This window comes from Streptomyces sp. YKOK-I1 (assembly GCF_054660435.1).
Genome location: NZ_BAAGDR010000001.1, coordinates 7,238,713 through 7,255,400, shown reverse-complemented (window position 1 = coordinate 7,255,400; position 16,688 = coordinate 7,238,713). Strand labels below are relative to the sequence as shown.

The 16,688-nt window shown below is 73.9% G+C and carries 19 protein-coding genes; 6 read left to right on the top strand and 13 right to left on the bottom strand.

What is annotated here, in order from left to right; all coding sequences use genetic code 11:
• Positions 1-30 precede the first annotated feature (30 nt).
• The 7 genes from ACYQ8Q_RS32510 to ACYQ8Q_RS32480 form a co-directional block, all read right to left on the bottom strand.
• Positions 31-930, bottom strand: a complete 900-nt coding sequence (locus ACYQ8Q_RS32510) for an inositol monophosphatase family protein (protein WP_460070005.1) — start codon at positions 928-930, stop codon at positions 31-33.
• Positions 902-1,564, bottom strand: a complete 663-nt coding sequence (locus tag ACYQ8Q_RS32505; protein WP_460070003.1) for a hypothetical protein — start codon at positions 1,562-1,564, stop codon at positions 902-904. Before ACYQ8Q_RS32505 ends, ACYQ8Q_RS32510 begins: the two co-directional genes overlap by 29 nt.
• 31 nt (positions 1,565-1,595) lie before the next feature.
• On the bottom strand, positions 1,596-2,555 hold the full coding sequence (locus ACYQ8Q_RS32500; RefSeq protein ID WP_460070001.1) for a hypothetical protein: 960 nt from the start codon (positions 2,553-2,555) through the stop codon (positions 1,596-1,598).
• A gap of 77 nt (positions 2,556-2,632) precedes the next feature.
• Positions 2,633-3,142: a hypothetical protein gene (locus tag ACYQ8Q_RS32495; RefSeq protein ID WP_460069999.1), complete on the bottom strand. Its 510-nt coding sequence runs from the start codon at positions 3,140-3,142 to the stop codon at positions 2,633-2,635.
• The gene (locus ACYQ8Q_RS32490) at positions 3,126-3,632 is read right to left on the bottom strand and encodes an RNA polymerase sigma factor (RefSeq protein ID WP_460069996.1); all 507 of its coding nucleotides are present in this window, start codon (positions 3,630-3,632) and stop codon (positions 3,126-3,128) included. Before ACYQ8Q_RS32490 ends, ACYQ8Q_RS32495 begins: the two co-directional genes overlap by 17 nt.
• Positions 3,629-4,273 (bottom strand): class F sortase, encoded by a 645-nt coding sequence (locus ACYQ8Q_RS32485; protein WP_460069993.1) that lies wholly within the window; start codon positions 4,271-4,273, stop codon positions 3,629-3,631. The genes ACYQ8Q_RS32490 and ACYQ8Q_RS32485 overlap by 4 nt, the downstream gene beginning before the upstream one ends.
• Positions 4,270-4,641 carry a sortase-dependent protein gene (locus ACYQ8Q_RS32480; protein ID WP_460069991.1) on the bottom strand — a complete coding sequence of 124 codons (372 nt, stop codon included), beginning with the start codon at positions 4,639-4,641 and terminating at the stop codon, positions 4,270-4,272. The genes ACYQ8Q_RS32485 and ACYQ8Q_RS32480 overlap by 4 nt, the downstream gene beginning before the upstream one ends.
• Positions 4,642-4,776: 135 nt before the next feature.
• Between ACYQ8Q_RS32480 and ACYQ8Q_RS32475 the strand changes: the two genes are divergently transcribed.
• Both ACYQ8Q_RS32475 and ACYQ8Q_RS32470 read left to right on the top strand, forming a co-directional pair.
• On the top strand, positions 4,777-5,856 hold the full coding sequence (locus tag ACYQ8Q_RS32475) for a substrate-binding domain-containing protein (protein ID WP_460069989.1): 1,080 nt from the start codon (positions 4,777-4,779) through the stop codon (positions 5,854-5,856).
• Positions 5,857-5,867: 11 nt separating this feature from the next.
• Positions 5,868-6,428: a YceI family protein gene (locus ACYQ8Q_RS32470; RefSeq protein ID WP_460069987.1), complete on the top strand. Its 561-nt coding sequence runs from the start codon at positions 5,868-5,870 to the stop codon at positions 6,426-6,428.
• Positions 6,429-6,479: 51 nt separating this feature from the next.
• Here ACYQ8Q_RS32470 and ACYQ8Q_RS32465 read toward each other — a convergent pair whose 3' ends face one another.
• Positions 6,480-7,217 carry an IclR family transcriptional regulator domain-containing protein gene (locus ACYQ8Q_RS32465; RefSeq protein ID WP_460069986.1) on the bottom strand — a complete coding sequence of 246 codons (738 nt, stop codon included), beginning with the start codon at positions 7,215-7,217 and terminating at the stop codon, positions 6,480-6,482.
• 260 nt (positions 7,218-7,477) lie between these two features.
• On the opposite strand from ACYQ8Q_RS32465, the gene ACYQ8Q_RS32460 reads away from it, so the two are divergent.
• Genes ACYQ8Q_RS32460 through ACYQ8Q_RS32450 form a run of 3 tightly spaced genes read left to right on the top strand, consistent with a single transcriptional unit; the run spans position 7,478 to position 11,350 of the window.
• A complete protein-coding gene (locus ACYQ8Q_RS32460; protein WP_460069984.1) occupies positions 7,478-8,557 on the top strand; it encodes a homoserine dehydrogenase in 1,080 nt (359 codons plus the stop codon).
• A complete protein-coding gene (locus ACYQ8Q_RS32455; RefSeq protein WP_460069983.1) occupies positions 8,550-9,974 on the top strand; it encodes an aldehyde dehydrogenase family protein in 1,425 nt (474 codons plus the stop codon). The genes ACYQ8Q_RS32460 and ACYQ8Q_RS32455 overlap by 8 nt, the downstream gene beginning before the upstream one ends.
• Entirely contained in the window at positions 9,971-11,350 is a 1,380-nt protein-coding gene (locus ACYQ8Q_RS32450) for an aspartate ammonia-lyase (protein WP_460069981.1), read from the top strand. Before ACYQ8Q_RS32455 ends, ACYQ8Q_RS32450 begins: the two co-directional genes overlap by 4 nt.
• On the opposite strand, the gene ACYQ8Q_RS32445 is transcribed toward ACYQ8Q_RS32450, so the two are convergent.
• The 5 genes from ACYQ8Q_RS32445 to ACYQ8Q_RS32425 form a co-directional block, all read right to left on the bottom strand.
• Complete coding sequence (locus ACYQ8Q_RS32445; protein ID WP_460069980.1) at positions 11,331-11,771, bottom strand: Lrp/AsnC family transcriptional regulator; 441 nt, start codon at positions 11,769-11,771, stop codon at positions 11,331-11,333. The two genes, ACYQ8Q_RS32450 and ACYQ8Q_RS32445, sit on opposite strands and share 20 nt — an antisense overlap.
• Positions 11,772-11,861: 90 nt before the next feature.
• The gene (locus ACYQ8Q_RS32440) at positions 11,862-12,656 is read right to left on the bottom strand and encodes a cyclase family protein (protein ID WP_460069978.1); all 795 of its coding nucleotides are present in this window, start codon (positions 12,654-12,656) and stop codon (positions 11,862-11,864) included.
• Entirely contained in the window at positions 12,653-13,330 is a 678-nt protein-coding gene (locus ACYQ8Q_RS32435) for an HAD hydrolase-like protein (protein WP_460069976.1), read from the bottom strand. Before ACYQ8Q_RS32435 ends, ACYQ8Q_RS32440 begins: the two co-directional genes overlap by 4 nt.
• Complete coding sequence (locus tag ACYQ8Q_RS32430) at positions 13,327-14,778, bottom strand: amino acid permease (protein WP_460069974.1); 1,452 nt, start codon at positions 14,776-14,778, stop codon at positions 13,327-13,329. The genes ACYQ8Q_RS32435 and ACYQ8Q_RS32430 overlap by 4 nt, the downstream gene beginning before the upstream one ends.
• A 247-nt stretch (positions 14,779-15,025) precedes the next feature.
• Positions 15,026-15,511, bottom strand: a complete 486-nt coding sequence (locus ACYQ8Q_RS32425) for a hypothetical protein (RefSeq protein WP_460069972.1) — start codon at positions 15,509-15,511, stop codon at positions 15,026-15,028.
• Between the two features lie 126 nt (positions 15,512-15,637).
• Between ACYQ8Q_RS32425 and ACYQ8Q_RS32420 the strand changes: the two genes are divergently transcribed.
• On the top strand, positions 15,638-16,402 hold the full coding sequence (locus tag ACYQ8Q_RS32420; RefSeq protein WP_460069970.1) for an IclR family transcriptional regulator: 765 nt from the start codon (positions 15,638-15,640) through the stop codon (positions 16,400-16,402).
• The last annotated feature ends 286 nt before the right edge of the window (positions 16,403-16,688 follow it).

The window sequence follows — 16,688 nt, the reverse complement described above, 5'->3', positions numbered from 1 at the left end:
GGCGGCCGGGCAACAGGCGCAGCGTCGGGGTCACGGCGCGGAGCACGGCGGCCCGTACGGCTGGGCTCGCTCCGGCCGGCGCCGCGCACCGGGGGTGAACGCATGCGCCGCCAGTTCCAGCAGCGCGGGCAGGGTCTCCGGGCGGGCCGCGACGAAGGAGCGGTCGGTGTCGGGGCCGGTGAAGGACGCCGGGAAGTCGCGGCCGTCCAGGTGGCGCAGGGTCACCCCGGCCTCGCGGGCGAGCAGGGCGCCGGCCGGGAGGTCGATCGCCTCGGCGCGGTAGCCGACGAAGCCGTCGATGTCGCCGCGGGCGAGCATGGCCCAGGCGGCCAGCGGCGCCCAGAGCTGGAGCAGCCGGCGGGAGCGCAGTTCCAGGGTGTGGCGCAGGGCGCGGGCGGTGGGGTCGTCGCGGCGGACCGCGTGCCCCTGGGTCCAGGCGAGGAGCGGTCCGGCGGGGGCGGCCGGGCGGCGGACGGGGGTGAGCCTGCCGTCGGGGCCGTGGGTGCCGACGCCGTGCACGGCCGACCAGGTCCGGCCGGTGAGCGGCTCGTGCACCACCCCGACCACCGGCAGCGCGTCGACGCACAGCGCGATGCCGACGACATAGACGGGCAGCCCGATCACGACGTTGTTGCTGCCGTCGAGGGGGTCCACGAGCCAGGTCCGTCCGCCGCCGTCCCCGGCCGCCGTCTCCCCGGTCTCCTCCGCGAGGATCCGGTCGTGCGGGAAGGCCTCGCGGATCCGGTCCACCACCAGCTGTTCGGCCAGCAGGTCCAGGTCGGTGACGACATCGCCGCCCACGCCCTTGGGCCGGGCCGTGAAGCCGTCCGGGAAGCGCGAGCGCAGCAGGGCGCCCGCGGCCTCGGCGGCCGCCACCGCCGTACGGCACTCGGGGCCGAGGTCAGCCGGCGGGCGGTGGTTCGGGCTCATGGATCCTCCTGAGCGCGGCCTGGGCGATCCGGGCGGTCTGGGCCGCGTCGCACATCCTGCGGACCACCCGGTGCCCCGGGGCCCGCAGCGGGCCCAGGGAGAGGTCCGCCCGGCCGGGCAGTGTCCGTCCCAGCACCAGGGTGGCGGTCGGACGGCCGTCCGGGACCACGGTGGTGTGGAACTCCCCCGCCGGAAGGGCGTAGGTCTGGCCCCGGGAGCTGGTCTGGCCGGGGCCCGGCACACAGCGCACCAGCCGTCTGGTGGGCCGCAGTTCGTCCACGCCGGTGGGGCGGCTGAGCACCTCGAAGACCCGGTGGGTGGGCTCCGCGGTCTCCTCGGCCACCCCCATCCGCCGGTTGTCCAGCCGGCCGTACAGCACGGTGCTGATCAGGTCCCAGCTGTGCGAGTGCACCTGGTGATCGGTCAGGATCGGGTCCGTCGGTCCGAAGACATGGACGCAGACGCCGTCGGATCCGTCCCGCAGGACGGGCAGGCAGACGAACCCCAGTGGATGGCGCACCGCGCGCAGCACGCGGCGGCCGGTCACGACCTGTCGCAGTTCCGATGCGGCGTGCCGCACCAGCTCGGCGGACTCACCCCGCCGGGCGGCCCGTTCCAGGGCCGGGTAGTCCATGGTCGCCCCCCAGGGCCGGAGTCGGACGCGCTCAGCTGCGGTAGGGGTCCTCGGCGTGCAGTGCCTTGTCGACGATCTCGCCGACGTCGCGGTCGGTGAAGCGGGTCGGCAGGGGCACCCCGAGCCGGTCCATCAGGCGTCGGACCTCGTCGACGGTGGGCTCGTCGCTCAGCTCGGAGGCCTCCCGCAGGTCGAGCTTGACGCCCTGCTCACGGCTCTGGTGCAACTCGGTGACGTAGTAGTCGTACAGCGGCCGGTCGCGGTCCACGCAGAGGCTGACGCGGCGCGGGTCGTCCTGGGTGATGATCAGGCAGGTGTCGGAGAGGTCGAAGCGCAGGGCCGGGGCCACCGAGCTCAGATGCACGTCGATCTCCAGGGTGTCCAGCCGCTGCCGGTGCCAGACGGCGGCCAGGACGGTGGCGTACGACTCCTTGCGGGTGCGTTCGGTGGTCCAGCCGCCGGCGTCGTCGTGGCCGAAGGTGCGGCGGAAGCGGGCGTAGGCCTCGCAGACCCGGTCGTCGGCCGGGTTGACGATGTCGATCTTCATGCTGAGGGCGCGGCGCTGCCGCTGGGCCTCCAGGACGCACTGGGGCAGGGTGACGGCCCGCAGATAGGTGCCGGTGCCGCCCTTGAACACCCAGCGGGCGGTGGAGCGGCGGGCCTGTTCGAGGGCGAGGGTCACCTCGGGTCCGGCCAGGGAGCGCACCATGGCCAGGTCCTCGATGGCCCGGCCGGTCGCGGCGGTGGCGGCCCGGATGTCGGCCATCCGCCGGCGCCGCTCGGTCAGCGAGCCGAACACCAGGGCGGCCAGCACGAGCAGGATGGATCCGGTGACGACGTTGTTGTCGCGGTCGAAGGCCTGGCCGGTGATGTCCAGCAGACCGACGGTCAGGGCGACGCCGATGGCGACGACCCCGTCCGCGTTGCGGACGGCCCAGGCGATCGAGTCCTCCAGCCGGCGTCCCGGCGGATGCGGTTGGCTGCGCGACACGTCCCCCACCCTCCCCCGACGGCGACTTCCAGGGTAGGAGAAGTGGCCGGTCCACGGCTACCGCGTGTGAATCGGCCTCAACGGCGCGTACTCGACGCCGAGGGTGCGCTGGACGGCGCCTCGGCGGTGGTGGAGCGCTCGGCGTCCGGGGCGGAGGTGGGGGCCTCACTGACCCGGGTGTCCTCGGAGGCGCGGGTCGCCTTGGACGGGGTGGGGGTGCCCCGCTGCTCGGCCGCCGATGTCTCGGGGACGACCGAGGGGACGGCGCTGGGCGATGGATCCGGTCCGGTCGAGGGGCTGCTCGCCGGGGGCGGGGCGAGCGGGACGGTGGGGCGGGCGGGGGCGTCGTGCGCGGTCAGCCGCAGCGGCAGCAGGACGGCGAGCGCGGCGACGGCGCAGGTGGCGCCGACCCCGGCGGCGGTGCGCAGCAGCCGTCGGCGGGACGCGCCCCGGCGGATCTCCTCGTAGCGGCCGGGCGGCGGGGCGAGACGGCCGGCGGCCGGACGCAGGATGACGGTGAGCGGGTCGTCGGGGTCGGGGCGGTCGAGGTCCGGGCCGTCGTCGAAGTCGTCAGCGGGTGTGATCAAGGCTTCTCCTCAAGTGGGCGCGGAGCAGTTCGCGGGCCGCGTGCAGGTCGGCCTTGACGGTTCCTTCCTTGCGCCCGGTCAGCACGGACACCTCCCGGATCGGCATGTCAGCGTAGTAGTGCAGCATGATCGGCACGCGCAGCCGGTCCGGCAGCGACTGCACGAGCAGCCGGACGGAGGGGTCGTCGGGCTCGGCGGGCGGGCTCACCGCAGCCTCGGCGACCGCCCGGCGCACGGCCCGGCGTTCGCGCTCCAGCTTGCGCCAGTGGTCGCGGACCAGGTTGGCGGCGGTGACGTAGAGGAAGCCCTGGGGTTCCGCGACGGACGTCCAGCGGGCCCAGAGCCGGGTGAAGGCCTCCGAGGCGATCTCGTGGGCGGTCCCGTCGTCGTCGACGAGCCGGCGGCACCAGCCGGCGAGGCGGGGGTAGAGGGCGGCGAACAGGTCGGACGCCGCCCTCTCGCGCTCCCGGGAGCGGGCAGGCCGTTTCAACGTTCTCCCGCGGAGGTGTGGGTGGAGTCCGGGATCAGCGCGGCGAAGACGATCACGTTGTCCCGGTAGCCGTCCCCGCTGCGGGGACCGCCGCACGTGATGAGACGCAACTCGGGCCGGTCCACGTTCCCGTAGACGTCCTCGGTCGGGAACCGCGCCTTGTCGACGGTCCGTACCTCGGTGACGGCGAACTCGGCCGTCGTGCCGTTCCCCAGGCGCGCCGCGATCCGGTCGCCCCGGTGCAGCCGGTCGAGGTGCCGGAAGACACCGTCGCCGTACTCGCCGACGGTGACATGGCCGAGGATCACCGACGGTCCGGTCTGACCCGGCGTCGGCGAGTGCCCGTACCAGCCCGCCCGGTCGTGCGCCTCGACCGGCGGCACCTCCACGGTGCCGTCGGCCCGCAGTCCCAGCCGCGTCAGCGGGGTGTCGACCCCGATGGCCGGGATGCGCAGCGCGACCGGCACCGAGCGCGCGAGGGGGCGCGCGGCCTGTGCGGTGCGGGTCGGGGAGGCCGAGGGCGTGCCGGGGGCGGCGGAGGCGCCGGCCGCGTCGGTGGTGCGGCCGGCCGGGCCGCCGCAGCCCGTCAGCAGGACGGTGAGGGCCGCGGCGGCCAGGGCGCGCCTGGAGAGCGGGCTCATGCGCCGGTCGCCCTCCGGCGCCGTACGACGAGGAGGCCCGCGCCCGCCGCGGCGAACGCGGCGGCGGCCGCACCGCCGCCGATCAGCGTGCCATGGCCCTCGGAGTCCTCCCCGACGCCGGTGTCGGCGGCGCCCCTCGGCACGACGCCGACCTGACTGGGCACGGCGGAGGGGGCCTTGGTAGCTTCCCGGGCGTCACCGGTGTCAGCGGTGTCAGCGGTGTCCTCGGTCGCCGAGGGGACGGCGCTGGCCTTGGTCACCGCGGTGCTGCTGGGCACGGCGGACGGCGCCGCGTCGGCGAAGGCCGGGGCGGTGCCCGCCAGGAGGGCGGTGCCGAGGGCCAGGGCGGCGACGCCCGTTCGGGACATGAGTCGCATCTGTCGCTCTCTTTCGTCGGTGTGTTGACGGATCGAGCGGAGAGACGAGGCGGCCCGGACCCAGGTTGTAAAGAACTGGCAAAGCGAGAAATGCTGTCCCCTTCCGAGGGATGAGAGGGAAGTTCGATGAACGCTCGTTCGGTACGCGGTGCGGTGGCGGTCGCCGCCTCCCTGTGCGCGCTGGTCGCGCTCTCCGCGTGCACCGTCCGGCCCGACACCGGCGCCCAGGACGTGAGCGGCGCGCCCGCGCAGGCGAGGAACCTGAAGGTCGGCTGGTCGACGACCTCGCTGACGACCGCGTGGATGCGCCAGACGCTGACGACGCTCCAGGGGGACGTCGACCGGCTGCGATCGGCGGGCAAGGTGGGCGCGTTCCAGGCCTTCGACGCGGGCGACGACACCACGCGCCAGATCGCGCAGATCCGCGCCATGATCCGGCAGGCGTACGACGTGATCCTGGTCGACGCCGGTTCGCCGACCGCGCTCGACCCGGTGCTGGAGGAGGCCGTCGCCTCCGGGATCACCGTGGTCGCCTTCGACTCGCTGCCGACCAGCCCCGTGGTCCTCAAGGTCGGCACCGACCCATGGGCCTGGGGCTCGATGCTGGCCGACTGGCTGGTGGACGCGCTCGGCGGCCGGGGCGACATCATCGCCATGACCGGCCCCGCCGGAGCCGCGGACGGCGACCAGCGGTGGGCGGGGGCCTCCGCCGTCTTCGCGCGCCACCCCGGGATCAGGGTCGTCGAGACCGTGCACAGCCCGAACTCCGTGGCACCCGCCGCGCGGGCGTTCGCCTCGGCGTACGCCGAACACCCGGACATCCGGGGCGTCTTCACCACGGGCGGGACGCTGTCGGCGGCCGCGCTGCGGACGCTGGCCGAGGGGGACGGCAGGCTCGTCCCAGTCGTCGGTGAGAACTACAACGGCTTTCTGAAGCTGTGGCAGAGCAAGCGGGCGGAAGGATTCTCCGCCCTGGCCACGGCCCAGCCCGCCTACCTCTCGGTGATCGCCCTGGAGGCCGCCGTCGCCCAGCGCGAGGGGGTCAAGGTGCCCGCGGCCATCGACGTCCCGCTCCCCGAGATCACCGACGACAACCTCGCCGGGTACGCCGAGCCGGGCGCCCCCGACGACACCTACCCCGTCGACGCCCTCCCGCAGGCCCGGATCGACCAGCTGATCGGCAGAGGACCGAACCCCGTGCCGTAAGCACGTGCATCATGAACCTGTTCAACCGTGCTGCGTCCCGGCGCCGCCCGGCACCCCCCACCTCCCCCCAACTCCCTTATCGGACAGCGTCGTTCAGCCCGGACGGCGGACCGGGGCCCGACCCCCGGCTGGCCGCGCTGACCGGCGAGTGGATGATCGACCCGGCCCGCTCCCGCGCGGAGATCGTGCTGTCCACGGCGTCCGTCCAGACCGGTGTGGAGCAGCGCGACGCGCATCTGACCGGGCGTGACTTCCTGGACGCCACGGCCCATCCTCGGATGCGCTTCGTCAGTACGGCCGTGCGGCTGACCGGTGCCGACGTCTACCGCATGACCGGCGACCTCACCATCAAGGGCACGACCGGCCCCGTCGAGCTGGAGCTGACCTATCTGGGCCATGTCGTCGACGCCTTCGGGGACGAGCGGGTCGGCTTCGACGGCACGACCACCATCAACCGGTCCGAGTGGGGACTGACGTACAACCAGCGGCTGGCCGAGGGCGGCGCGATGGTGAGCCAGAAGGTGCGGCTCCAGTTCGACATCGCCGCCCTCCGCACGATCCCCGGCGACTGAGGGACAGGGAGGACGTCACCGGAGCCGGGGCGCTCAGGCCGCTCAGGCCGTTCAGGACCCGTCGACCGACCGGGCCAGCGCTTCGGCCGCCGCCGTGAGCTCCGCGCGGATCGCGCGCTCGTGCGGCAGCAGGTCCTGCTGTCTGCCGACCACGGACACCGCGGCCCGGATGTGTCCGCCCGCGTCCCGCACGGGCACGGCGTACTCGGTGACGCCGTGCTCGAACTCGCCGTGGGCCGCCACGACCCCCCGCAGCCGGTCGCGGTCGCCCGCGGCGACGAGCTCGGCGACCGAGCGGGCGGCGTTGGGGCCGCCGACGCCGATCAGCTCGTAGTCGTCGAGGAGCGCGGTGAGTTCCTCGGCGGTGTGGTCGAGGAGGAGCGCGCGGCCCGCCCCGGTGCACCAGCACGGGGTGACCAGGCTCGCGCGGCCGAGCCAGTCCGGGGCGGTGCCCGCGGCGGACTCCGACCGCAGCAGCCGTACCTGCACTCCGTCGCGGACCGAGAGCCGCGCGCCGGCCCCGTACGCGACCGCGATCCGGCGCAGGACGGGACGGCTGCGGCGCAACAGCCCCGGGTGCAGGGACGCGGCCACCGCGAAGAACGACTCGCCGGCCCGCAGCGTCGCGTCCTCACGGCGTTCGAGGAAGCCCTTGTCGACGAGGTCCTGGGTGGTGCGGGAGGCCTTGCTGCGCTCGACCCCGACCTCGTCGGCGAGCCGGCTGACGTTGAAGCCGCTCCGGCCGGACGTCTCCCGGTCCAGCACCGCGCTCACCATCCGCAGGGCCATACGCAAAGAGGAGGCCGTGGTCGGGCCCGGGGGCCGACCGGGCGCGGGGCCGTTCGTCGTCACCTCGGCACTATAGCCAGCCGCCGCGGCACCCCGGCCGGACGAGGCGGCAGGACGAACGCCCGGCGCCCTGAGCACATCGACAGTCCTCCGGGGCGGATCGGCAGGGCCGCACTGACCCGCCGCGGCCCGAGGCTGAGCGTGTTCCCGCCGGCGGACCGACGCCGGCGGACCGAGAGGGAGAGGAAGGTGAGGTCCCGATGGCCCGCTACGACATCGCGCTCATCGGATTCGGCGGGGTGAACCGCGCGCTCGCCGAGCTGATCGCCGCACGCGGAGACGCCCTGGAGGCCGAACTCGGCTTCGCCCTGCGGGTGGTGGCCATCACCGACCTGCGGGCCGGCTCACTGGTGCGGACCGACGGCGAGGGCATCGCGCTGGCCCCGCTGCTCGCGGTCGCCCCGGGCGGGCTGGACTTCTCCGGCATGCCCGGGGGCAGCGCGGAGCCGCGCAACGAGTGGGTGATCCGCGAGGTGCCCGCCGACATCGTCGCCGAGGCCACCTTCACCAACCCCACGGACGGCGAGCCCGCGCTGTCCCATGTGCGCTGGGCGATCGAGGCCGGCAAACACGTGTGCACCACCAACAAGGGGCCCGTCGCGCTGCACGGTCCGGCCCTGAAGGAGCTGGCGCGGCAGGCCGGGGTGTCCTTCGAGTTCGAGGGGACGGTGATGTCGGGGACGCCGGTCCTGCGCACCGCGCGCCGGATGTTCGGCGGCCTGGCCGTGCACGGCTTCGAGGGCATCATGAACGGCACCTCCAACTACGTCCTCGGCCGGCTGGAGTCCGGACTGTCCTTCGCGGACGCCGTCGCCGAGGCCCAGACCCTGGGGTACGCCGAGGCCGACCCGACGGCCGACGTCGAGGGGTACGACGTCCAGCTGAAGGTCATGATCCTCGCGAACGAGGTCCTCGGCGCCGACCTGACCCGCGCGGACGTGCCCTGTACCGGGATCTCCGCCCTGACCGCCGAGGACGTCCGCCGGGCCGCCGCCGAGGGGCTGCGCTGGAAGCTGATCGGTTCCGCCGAGCGGCGCGCCGACGGCACGGTCGCCGCCCGGGTCGCGCCGGTCGCGCTGCCCGACGGGCACCCGCTGGCCGGGGTCTCGGGCCCCACCAACGCCCTCGCCTTCCACACCGACCTGCTCGGCACCGTCACGGTCGGCGGCCCCGGCGCCGGCCGCACCGAGACGGCGTACGCCCTGCTCTCGGACGTCATCGGCATCCACGACCGGGCCGTCTCCGGCACCGGGATCCTTCAGGAGGCCCACCGTGGCTGAGACCACCGTGCGCACGGTCCCGCTGCCGGTCGGCGAGGGCATGTCCCCCGTGCGCAGCCCCTACGACGGAGAGACCATCGGCTCGGTCTGCCTCACCGCGGCCGACGCCGTGGACGAGGTCCTGCGGCGGGCCCGGACGGGCCGCACGACGGCCCGCGCGCTGTCCCGCGCCGCCCGGGCCGCCGTACTCGACGGCGCGGCCCGGCTGATCGAGGAGCGCGCGGAGTCCTTCGCCCGGCTGATCGTCTCCGAGGCCGGCAAGACGATCGTCCAGGCCCGCAAGGAGACCGGACGCGCCGTCAACACCCTGCGGCTGTCGGCGGCCGAGGCGCGGCGCAACGCCGGCGAGGTCGTGCCGTTCGACGCGTACGCCGGGTCGGAGGGCCGCTCGGGCTGGTTCACCCGGGAGCCGCTCGGGATCATCGCGGCCGTCACGCCGTACAACGACCCGCTGAACCTGGTCGCGCACAAGCTGGGACCGGCGATCGCGGGCGGCAACGCGGTGGTGCTGAAACCGTCCCTGCTCACCCCCCTGTCCGCGCTGCGGCTGGTCGACACGCTGGTGGAGGCCGGGCTGCCGGAGGAGGTGGTGACCGTCGTCAACGGCGGCGCCGAGCTGGGGGCGGCCCTGGTCGCCGCGCCGGACGTGCGCATGGTGTCGTTCACCGGCGGCTTCCGCACCGGTGAGGCCATCGCGCGCTCGGCCGGGCTGAAGAAGCTCGCCATGGACCTGGGCGGCAACGCGCCGGTCGTCGTGCTGGCCGACGCCGACCTGGACGCGGCCGTGGAGGCCTGTGTGTCCGGGGCGTTCTGGGCGGCCGGGCAGAACTGCATCGGCACCCAGCGGATCCTCATCGAGCGGGGCGTGTACGAGGCCTTCCGGGACGCGTTCGTCGCCCGGACCCGGCAGCTGCGCACCGGTGACCCGGCGGACGAGCGCACCGACGTCGGCCCCCTGATCAGCGAGGGGGCGGCGGCCGCCGCCGAGGCCACGGTCGACGCGGCGCTGGCCGGCGGGGCGCGGCTGCTGTGCGGGCACGAGCGGGACGGCGCCCTGTACCCGCCGACCGTGCTGGAGGACGTGCCGGGCACGGCGGCCGTCTGGCGGGACGAGGCGTTCGCGCCCGTCGTCGTGCTCCAGGCCGTCGACTCCTTCGAGGAGGCGATCGAGCGGGCCAACGAGATCGACTTCAGCCTGCACGCGGGGATCTTCACCGCGTCCCTGGACCGGGCCATGGCGGCGGCGCGCCGACTTCAGGCGGGGGGCGTGATGGTCAACGACTCCTCCGACTACCGCTTCGACGCGATGCCGTTCGGCGGCTTCAAGTACGGCAGCATGGGCCGCGAGGGCGTGCGCTTCGCCTACGAGGAGATGACCCAGCCGAAGGTCGTCTGCCTCAACGGGGCCGGGACGTGAGCGGGTTCCGCGTCGAGCGTGACACGCTCGGGGAGGTGCGCGTGCCGGCCGAGGCGTACTGGGGCGCGCACACCGCCCGCGCCCTGGAGAACTTCCGGGTCAGCGGGGTGCCCGTCGCCGCCCACCCCCACCTCGTCCGCGCCCTGGCCCAGGTGAAGCACGCGGCGGCCCTGGCCAACGGCGAGCTCGGCGTCCTCGCGCCGCCCAAGGTGGAGGCCGTCTCCGCGGCCTGCCGGGCGATCGCGGAGGGCCGCCATCACGAGCAGTTCCCGGTGGACGTCGTCCAGGGCGGCGCGGGCACCAGCACCAACATGAACGCCAACGAGGTGATCGCGAACCTCGCACTGGAGCACCTCGGCCGGCAGCGCGGGCAGTACGAGCACCTGGATCCGCTCGACGACGTCAACCGCTGCCAGTCCACCAACGACACCTACCCCACGGCCCTGCGGATCGCGGTCGCCGCCTCTCTGGACGAACTGCGCGCCGAACTCACCCTGCTGTCGCGGGCGTTCGCCGCGAAGGGCGAGGAGTTCGCGACCGTCGTCAAGGTCGGGCGCACCCAGTTGCAGGACGCGGTGCCGATGACCCTGGGCCGGGAGTTCGCCGCGTTCGGCGTGACCGTCGCCGAGGACGTCGAGCGGATCGGCGAGACGCTGCCGCTGCTGGCCGAGACCAGCCTCGGCGCGACCGCGATCGGCACCGGCATCGCCGCCGAACCGGGCTACGCGCAGGCCGTCGTACGGCATCTGCGGGCGCTGACCGGTCTGCCGCTCACGCCCGCCGCCGACCTGGTGGAGGCCACCTCGGACACCGGGGTGTTCCTGCTGGTGTCGGGGGTGCTGAAGCGTACGGCGGTGAAGCTGTCGAAGGTGTGCAGCGATCTGCGGCTGCTCGCCAGCGGACCGCGTGCGGGGCTCGCGGAGATCAACCTGCCCGCGCGGCAGGCCGGTTCGTCGGTCATGCCGGGCAAGGTGAACCCGGTGATCCCGGAGATGGTCAACCAGATCGCGTTCGCCACGGCCGGCGCGGACGTCGCGATCACCATGGCCGCCGACAACGGTCAGCTCCAGCTCAACGCCTTCGAGCCGCTGATCGGGCATCTGCTGCTCCAGCACATCGCCTGGCTGACCCGCGGCTGCGCGGCGCTGCGCACCCTGTGCGTGGAGGGCGTCACCGCCAACGAGGACCGGCTCGCGCGCACGGCGGACGCGGCGGTCGGCGCGGTGACCGCGCTGGCCCCGCGCATCGGGCACGAGGCCGCCTCGGCGGTGGCGCGGGAGGCGCTGGCGACCGGGGTCGGCGTGCTGGAGGTCGTCACCCGGCGCGGGCTGCTCGACCACGAGACCGCGCGGGCGCTCATGGCCGCCGCCGGCTGACCACCCGGGACAGCGCCAGCGCTGTCACCGTGTCCCGTACACCGGGCATCTGGGCGATCTGCTCCCAGATGCCCTGTACGCGTTCCAGGGACGCGGCCTCCACGCTGACCAGCAGGTCGAACTGGCCGCTGAGGACGTCGCAGGAGACCACCTCGGGGATGCGCCGGAGCGCGGCGAGGACGTCTCCGCCGCGCATCCGGTCCTGGCGGTAGACCAGGACGTGCGCGGTCACCGTGCCGCGGTCCGGGCCGTCCGCCGGGCGGACGATCGTGTAGCCGCAGATGTGCCCCTGCCGTTCCAGCCGCTCGACGCGCTGGCGCACGGCGTTGCGGGAGAGGCTCACCCGCTGGCCCAGTTCCGCGTGGGAGATACGGGCGTTGCGGGTGAGTTCGCTGATGATCTGCTCGTCGATGGTGTCCATGGCGCTGTCTCCTGACGGGATGTCTCCTGACGGGCGAAAGCTCCGGCGGCCGGATCACGACGGCCGCCGGAGCTGGTGTGGGGAGGAGTCTCAGTCCGCGGGGTGCAGGGCGAAGACACGGGCCGGGAAGCCCGAACCGCCCTGCGGCTTGGGCCAGGTGGCCACGATCAGCGCGCCGGCCTCGGGCACCCGGTCGAGGTGCGCCATCAGCTCGATCTGCCAGCGGTCCCGCTCCAGGACATAGCTCTCCAGGCTGAAGTCACCGGCGGAGGTGGCGAGGCCCGGGTCGGTGTCGGTCTGCTCATGGCCGATCGCGGTGACCCCGGCCTCCTCGAAGAGGTACCGCAGGACCTCGGCCGACCAGCCGGGGTAGTGGCTGACGCCCTGCTCGTCCTTGTTGGCCATCGCGGCCGGGTCGGGCCAGCGCCGGCCCCAGCCGGTGCGCAGCGCCACGAACGCCCCTTCCGGGACACGCCCGTTGCGTGCCTCCCAGGCCGCGACGTCCTCCAGGGTCGGTACGGCGTCCGGGTCGGCGGCGACGCGCTCGGTGATGTCGAGGACGACCAGGGGCAGGATCATCTCGTCGACGGGTATCTCGTCGAGCGGGCGGGCCCCGGCCACGAAGTGCACGGGCGGGTCGACGTGGGTGCCCCACTGGCCGACGATCGTGTACAGGTGCACGTTGAAGCCGTCACCGCGGGACATGTCGAAGGGCATCTCGCGCTTCTCGTCCGGGAAGGCGGGGAAGTGCGGCTGGCCCGGGTGGAAGGCGTGGGTGAGGTCCGTCCTGACCGTCCTGGCGATCAGGTCCCGGTGCAGCGCCCACAGCGGGGGCTCGGTGGTGGCGGTCGGGGTGGCGGTCGGGGTGGTCGTGGTGAAGGTCATGGCTGCTCGTCTTCTCTCTCGGCGCTGTCCAGCAGGTCGATCAGATGGGCCGGGGCGGTGACGGAGGCGACCGCGCCGGCCGACTCCGCCGGGCCGCCGTACCCCCACCGCACGTGCACGGCGGGGATCCCCTCGGCGGCGGCGCTCTCGATGTCGTAGGCGCGGTCACCGACCATGAGCGGCCGGCGGACGTCCGCGCCGCGCGCCCGCAGCCGGGCCACGCACTCGCGGATGACCCGCCGTTTCGTCGTACGGCCGGCCGCCTCGGAGACCCCGCAGACGGCCTGGAGCCGGGGCGCGAGGCCGAACCGGCGGGTCATCAGCTCGGCCTGGTCCTCCACCTTGGAGGTCGCGACGCCCATCGGGAGTCCGCGCCGGGCGAGCGCGTCGAGCAGGTCGGGGATCCCGGCGTACGGCGTGGCGGCCGACGCTCCGTTACGGGCGTACTCGGCGCGGTAGGCCGTGAGGGCAGCGCGTGCCGTGGGCTCGTCGAGGCCGACCACGCTCCGGAAGCTGTCGTACATCGGCGGGCCGACGAGCGCGCGCAGGGCGCCCGCGTCGGGGACCGGGGCCCCGACGGACCGCAGCGCGTGGGCCGCGCTCGCGATCACGCCGGGGGCGGAGTCCAGCAGGGTGCCGTCGAGGTCGAGGAGCACGCAGGTGGGCGGCTTCACGCGATGGCCTCCGGGGTACGGTGCCGGCCGAACCGCAGCCAGTGGTACAGGTAGCAGCCCGCCACGAACGGGACGCCGAAGTAGAGCGCCGTGGCCTGGGCCGGGTCCAGCGCGATGCCGATGAGCGAGGCCAGGCACAGGGTGAGGGCGAGGAGCGGGACGACCGGGTGGAACGGGGTGCGGTAGGCGAGGGTCCGCAGGTCACCGCCGCCGCGGAGAAAGGCCCGGCGGTGCATCAGCTGGGAGGCGGCGATGGACATCCACACGCCGACCGCGGCGAAGCCGGCGATCGACACCAGGACGAGGTAGACCGTCTCGGGCGCGGTCACACTGCTCACCAGGGAGGCCAGGCCGCCGAGCATGCTGAGCGAGAGGGCGGTCAGCGGGATGCCGCGGCGGCTGAGCCTGCGCAGGGCCTGCGGGGCCTGCTTCTCCTCCGCGAGGGAGAACAGCATGCGGGCGCAGGAGTACAGACCGCTGTTGCCGGCCGAGAGCAGCGCCGTGATGATCACGAAGTTCATGACGTCGGCGGCGTAGGGGATGCCGACGGAGGAGAAGACGGTGACGAAGGGGCTCTCGTCCAGTCCGACCTTGTCGTACGGGATGGTGGCGGCGATCACCGTGATCGCGCCGACGAAGAAGACCAGCAGCCGGACGACCGTGACCCGCAGCGCCTTGGGGACGGCGGTGGCCGGGTCCTCGGTCTCCCCGGCGGCGACGCCGATCAGCTCGGAGCCGGAGAAGGCGTAGAAGGCGGCCAGCACGGTGACGAGGACGCCGGAGAAGCCGTTCGGGAACAGGCCGTCGGGGGTGTGGAAGTTCTCCAGCAGGAAGGGGTGGGAGCCACCGCCCGAGGCCATCGGGTGGAAACCGAACAGGGCCGCGCCGCCGAGCACGATGAGCGCGACCACGGCGACCACCTTCACCAGGGAGAACCAGTACTCGGTCTCGCCGAAGACCCGGGCCGAGAAGGCGTTCACCGCGAAGACGACGGCGGCGAAGACCAGGCACCACACCCAGACGCCGACGGAGGGGAACCAGCGCTGCATCAGCAGCCCGCACGCGGTGAACTCGGAGCCGAGGGCGACGGCCCAGGTCAGCCAGTAGAGCCAGGCGGTGGTGAAGCCGGTGGCGGGGCCGATCGAGCGGGAGGCGTAGATGTGGAAGGCGCCCGAGACGGGGTAGACGACGGCGAGTTCACCGAGGCAGGCCATCACCAGCCAGACGACGAAGGCACCCACCAGATAGGCGAGGACGGCGCCGAGCGGGCCGGCCTGGGAGACGGTGAACCCGGAGCTGAGGAAGAGCCCGGAGCCGATGACGCCACCCATCGCGATCATCACGAGATGCCGGGAGCGCATCGTACGACGCAGCCCCTCGTCGGGCGGCTGGGGAGCGGAGTCGGCGGCGGCGGCCGGAGGGTTCTCCGGTACGGCTGAGACGGACATGACGGTCTCCTCTGGGGAGCGGGGACGGGGATGCGGGGTGGGTGTGGGGGGTGATCGGCAGGTCATGGCTGGGGGGTGGGGCCACTTTCGACGGGGGAAGGCCACGGCCACGGTTCGCGGGGTGGGCGGGTGGCGGGTGGGTGTGTGGTGAGCGGGTGCGCACGGGGTGGGAGCGGCCGCCGGGTGCGGGCGGGGTGGGCGCGTGCGGTCGGGCCGGGATGCGGTGGGTTGGGGCCTGCGGGGTCGGTCAGGCCGGGGTGACCAGGTCCAGGGGGGCGGACAGTTCGATGACCGGGATCTCCCAGGGGTGGGCGTCGACGAGGCGGGCGAGGATCCGGGACAGCGCGTCGTCGTCCGTCGCGGCGTCGACGTACGTCGTCACGGCGAGGGTCGAGGAGAGGAAGCGTCCGCCGACCGAGCCGAGGGCGGGCCGGGCGCCGGGCCGGACGGTGAAGCCCTCCGCGCCCAGGGCGACCTCGAAGACATCGCCGTAGACCCCGAAGTCCCCCAGTTCGGGCGAGGTCTCGAGGACCCGCAGCAGCGAGGCGAAGGACTCGTCCGAGCGCAGGACGTCGAGGTCACCCCGCGCACACGCGGCCAGCGTCGCCGCTCCGACCGGCCAGTAGACCTTGACCGTCCGGACCGTCCGACGCCGTACGCCCCCGCGGGCCTCGCCCCCGGCGGACCCCCGGTCCGGTCCGGCGGCTTCCGGAGTGATCGTCGTCGTAGCCATGCGTATGCGTCCCTCGGTGTTCGGCGGCGGCTGATGCAAGGATGCTAAGCGTGCATTAAATGCACGGCAAGATGCAGATGCTGCACGATTCATGATCTCAAGGGGTGGTGGCGGTACAGTGCGCACGTGGACTCGACCGTGGTGAAGGGCCTGGAGGCACTCTCGGCGCTCGCCCGGGGAACGGCCGAGGGCCTGCGACACGGCTCCGCCGCCTCCGTCGCGGAACTGGCCCGCCGGATGGGCCGCGACCGCAGCCAGCTCTCCCGCACCGTCACCGCGATGACCGCCGAGGAGTTCGTCACCCGTGACGACGTCTCGGGGGGCGCCACCCCGCACTGGCGGCTCTACGCGGCGGCCCGCGACCTCACCGCGCACCGGTTGCGCACCGACGGCCTCACCGCGCTGGAGGGCATGGCCACCGAGACCGGCGAGAGCTGCTACCTGGGCGTCCTGGTGGGCGACACCACCGTGACCGTCGCCGAACGGGTGCCCCCGGGCAGCCGGCAGCTCGGCTCGTGGATCGGCCGCCCCTATCCGGCCTACTGCAGCGACTGCGGACAGGCACTGCTGAGCGACGCCGACGACGACGAGGTCGCCGCGGTCTTCGCCCGCACCGAGTTCGCCCCCCACGGCCCGAGGACCCCCACCGGCCTGGACGACTTCCTGCGCAGGCTGGCCGTGACCCGGGAACGCGGCTACTCGATCGTCGACGAGGAGGCCGAACCGGGCCTGTACTCGGTCGCCGTACCGGTCCGCGACTTCACCGACGAGATCGTCGCCGCCGTACAGGTCGTCGGACCGCGCCACCGCCTGGAACCCAGGACGGAGGAGTGCGTGACGGCCGCCCTGCGCTGGGGCAGCCGACTGGAAGCGGCGCTGCGCGGCGCCTGAGCGCCACCCGGCGCGGACCCGACGCCGGAATGGACGAGTTCACCGGCTTCCTCACCTACGTCGTCGAGGCCGCCGCCCACACCCTCGGTGCCGACCTGGCCGTCGGGGGCGGTCAGGTCGGCGCTTCCCGACCAAGGACTCGCTGTACGAGGCGATCGTGCTGCACCTGGTGAGCGGAATCGTCGGCGGGGCCCGCGAGCCGGCCGCCCCTCATGGTCGGCTGCCTCGCCCGGGAACAGACGGCTCCCGACCCCGCGGCCTGTTGTCACAGTCCCGGGGTCACAGT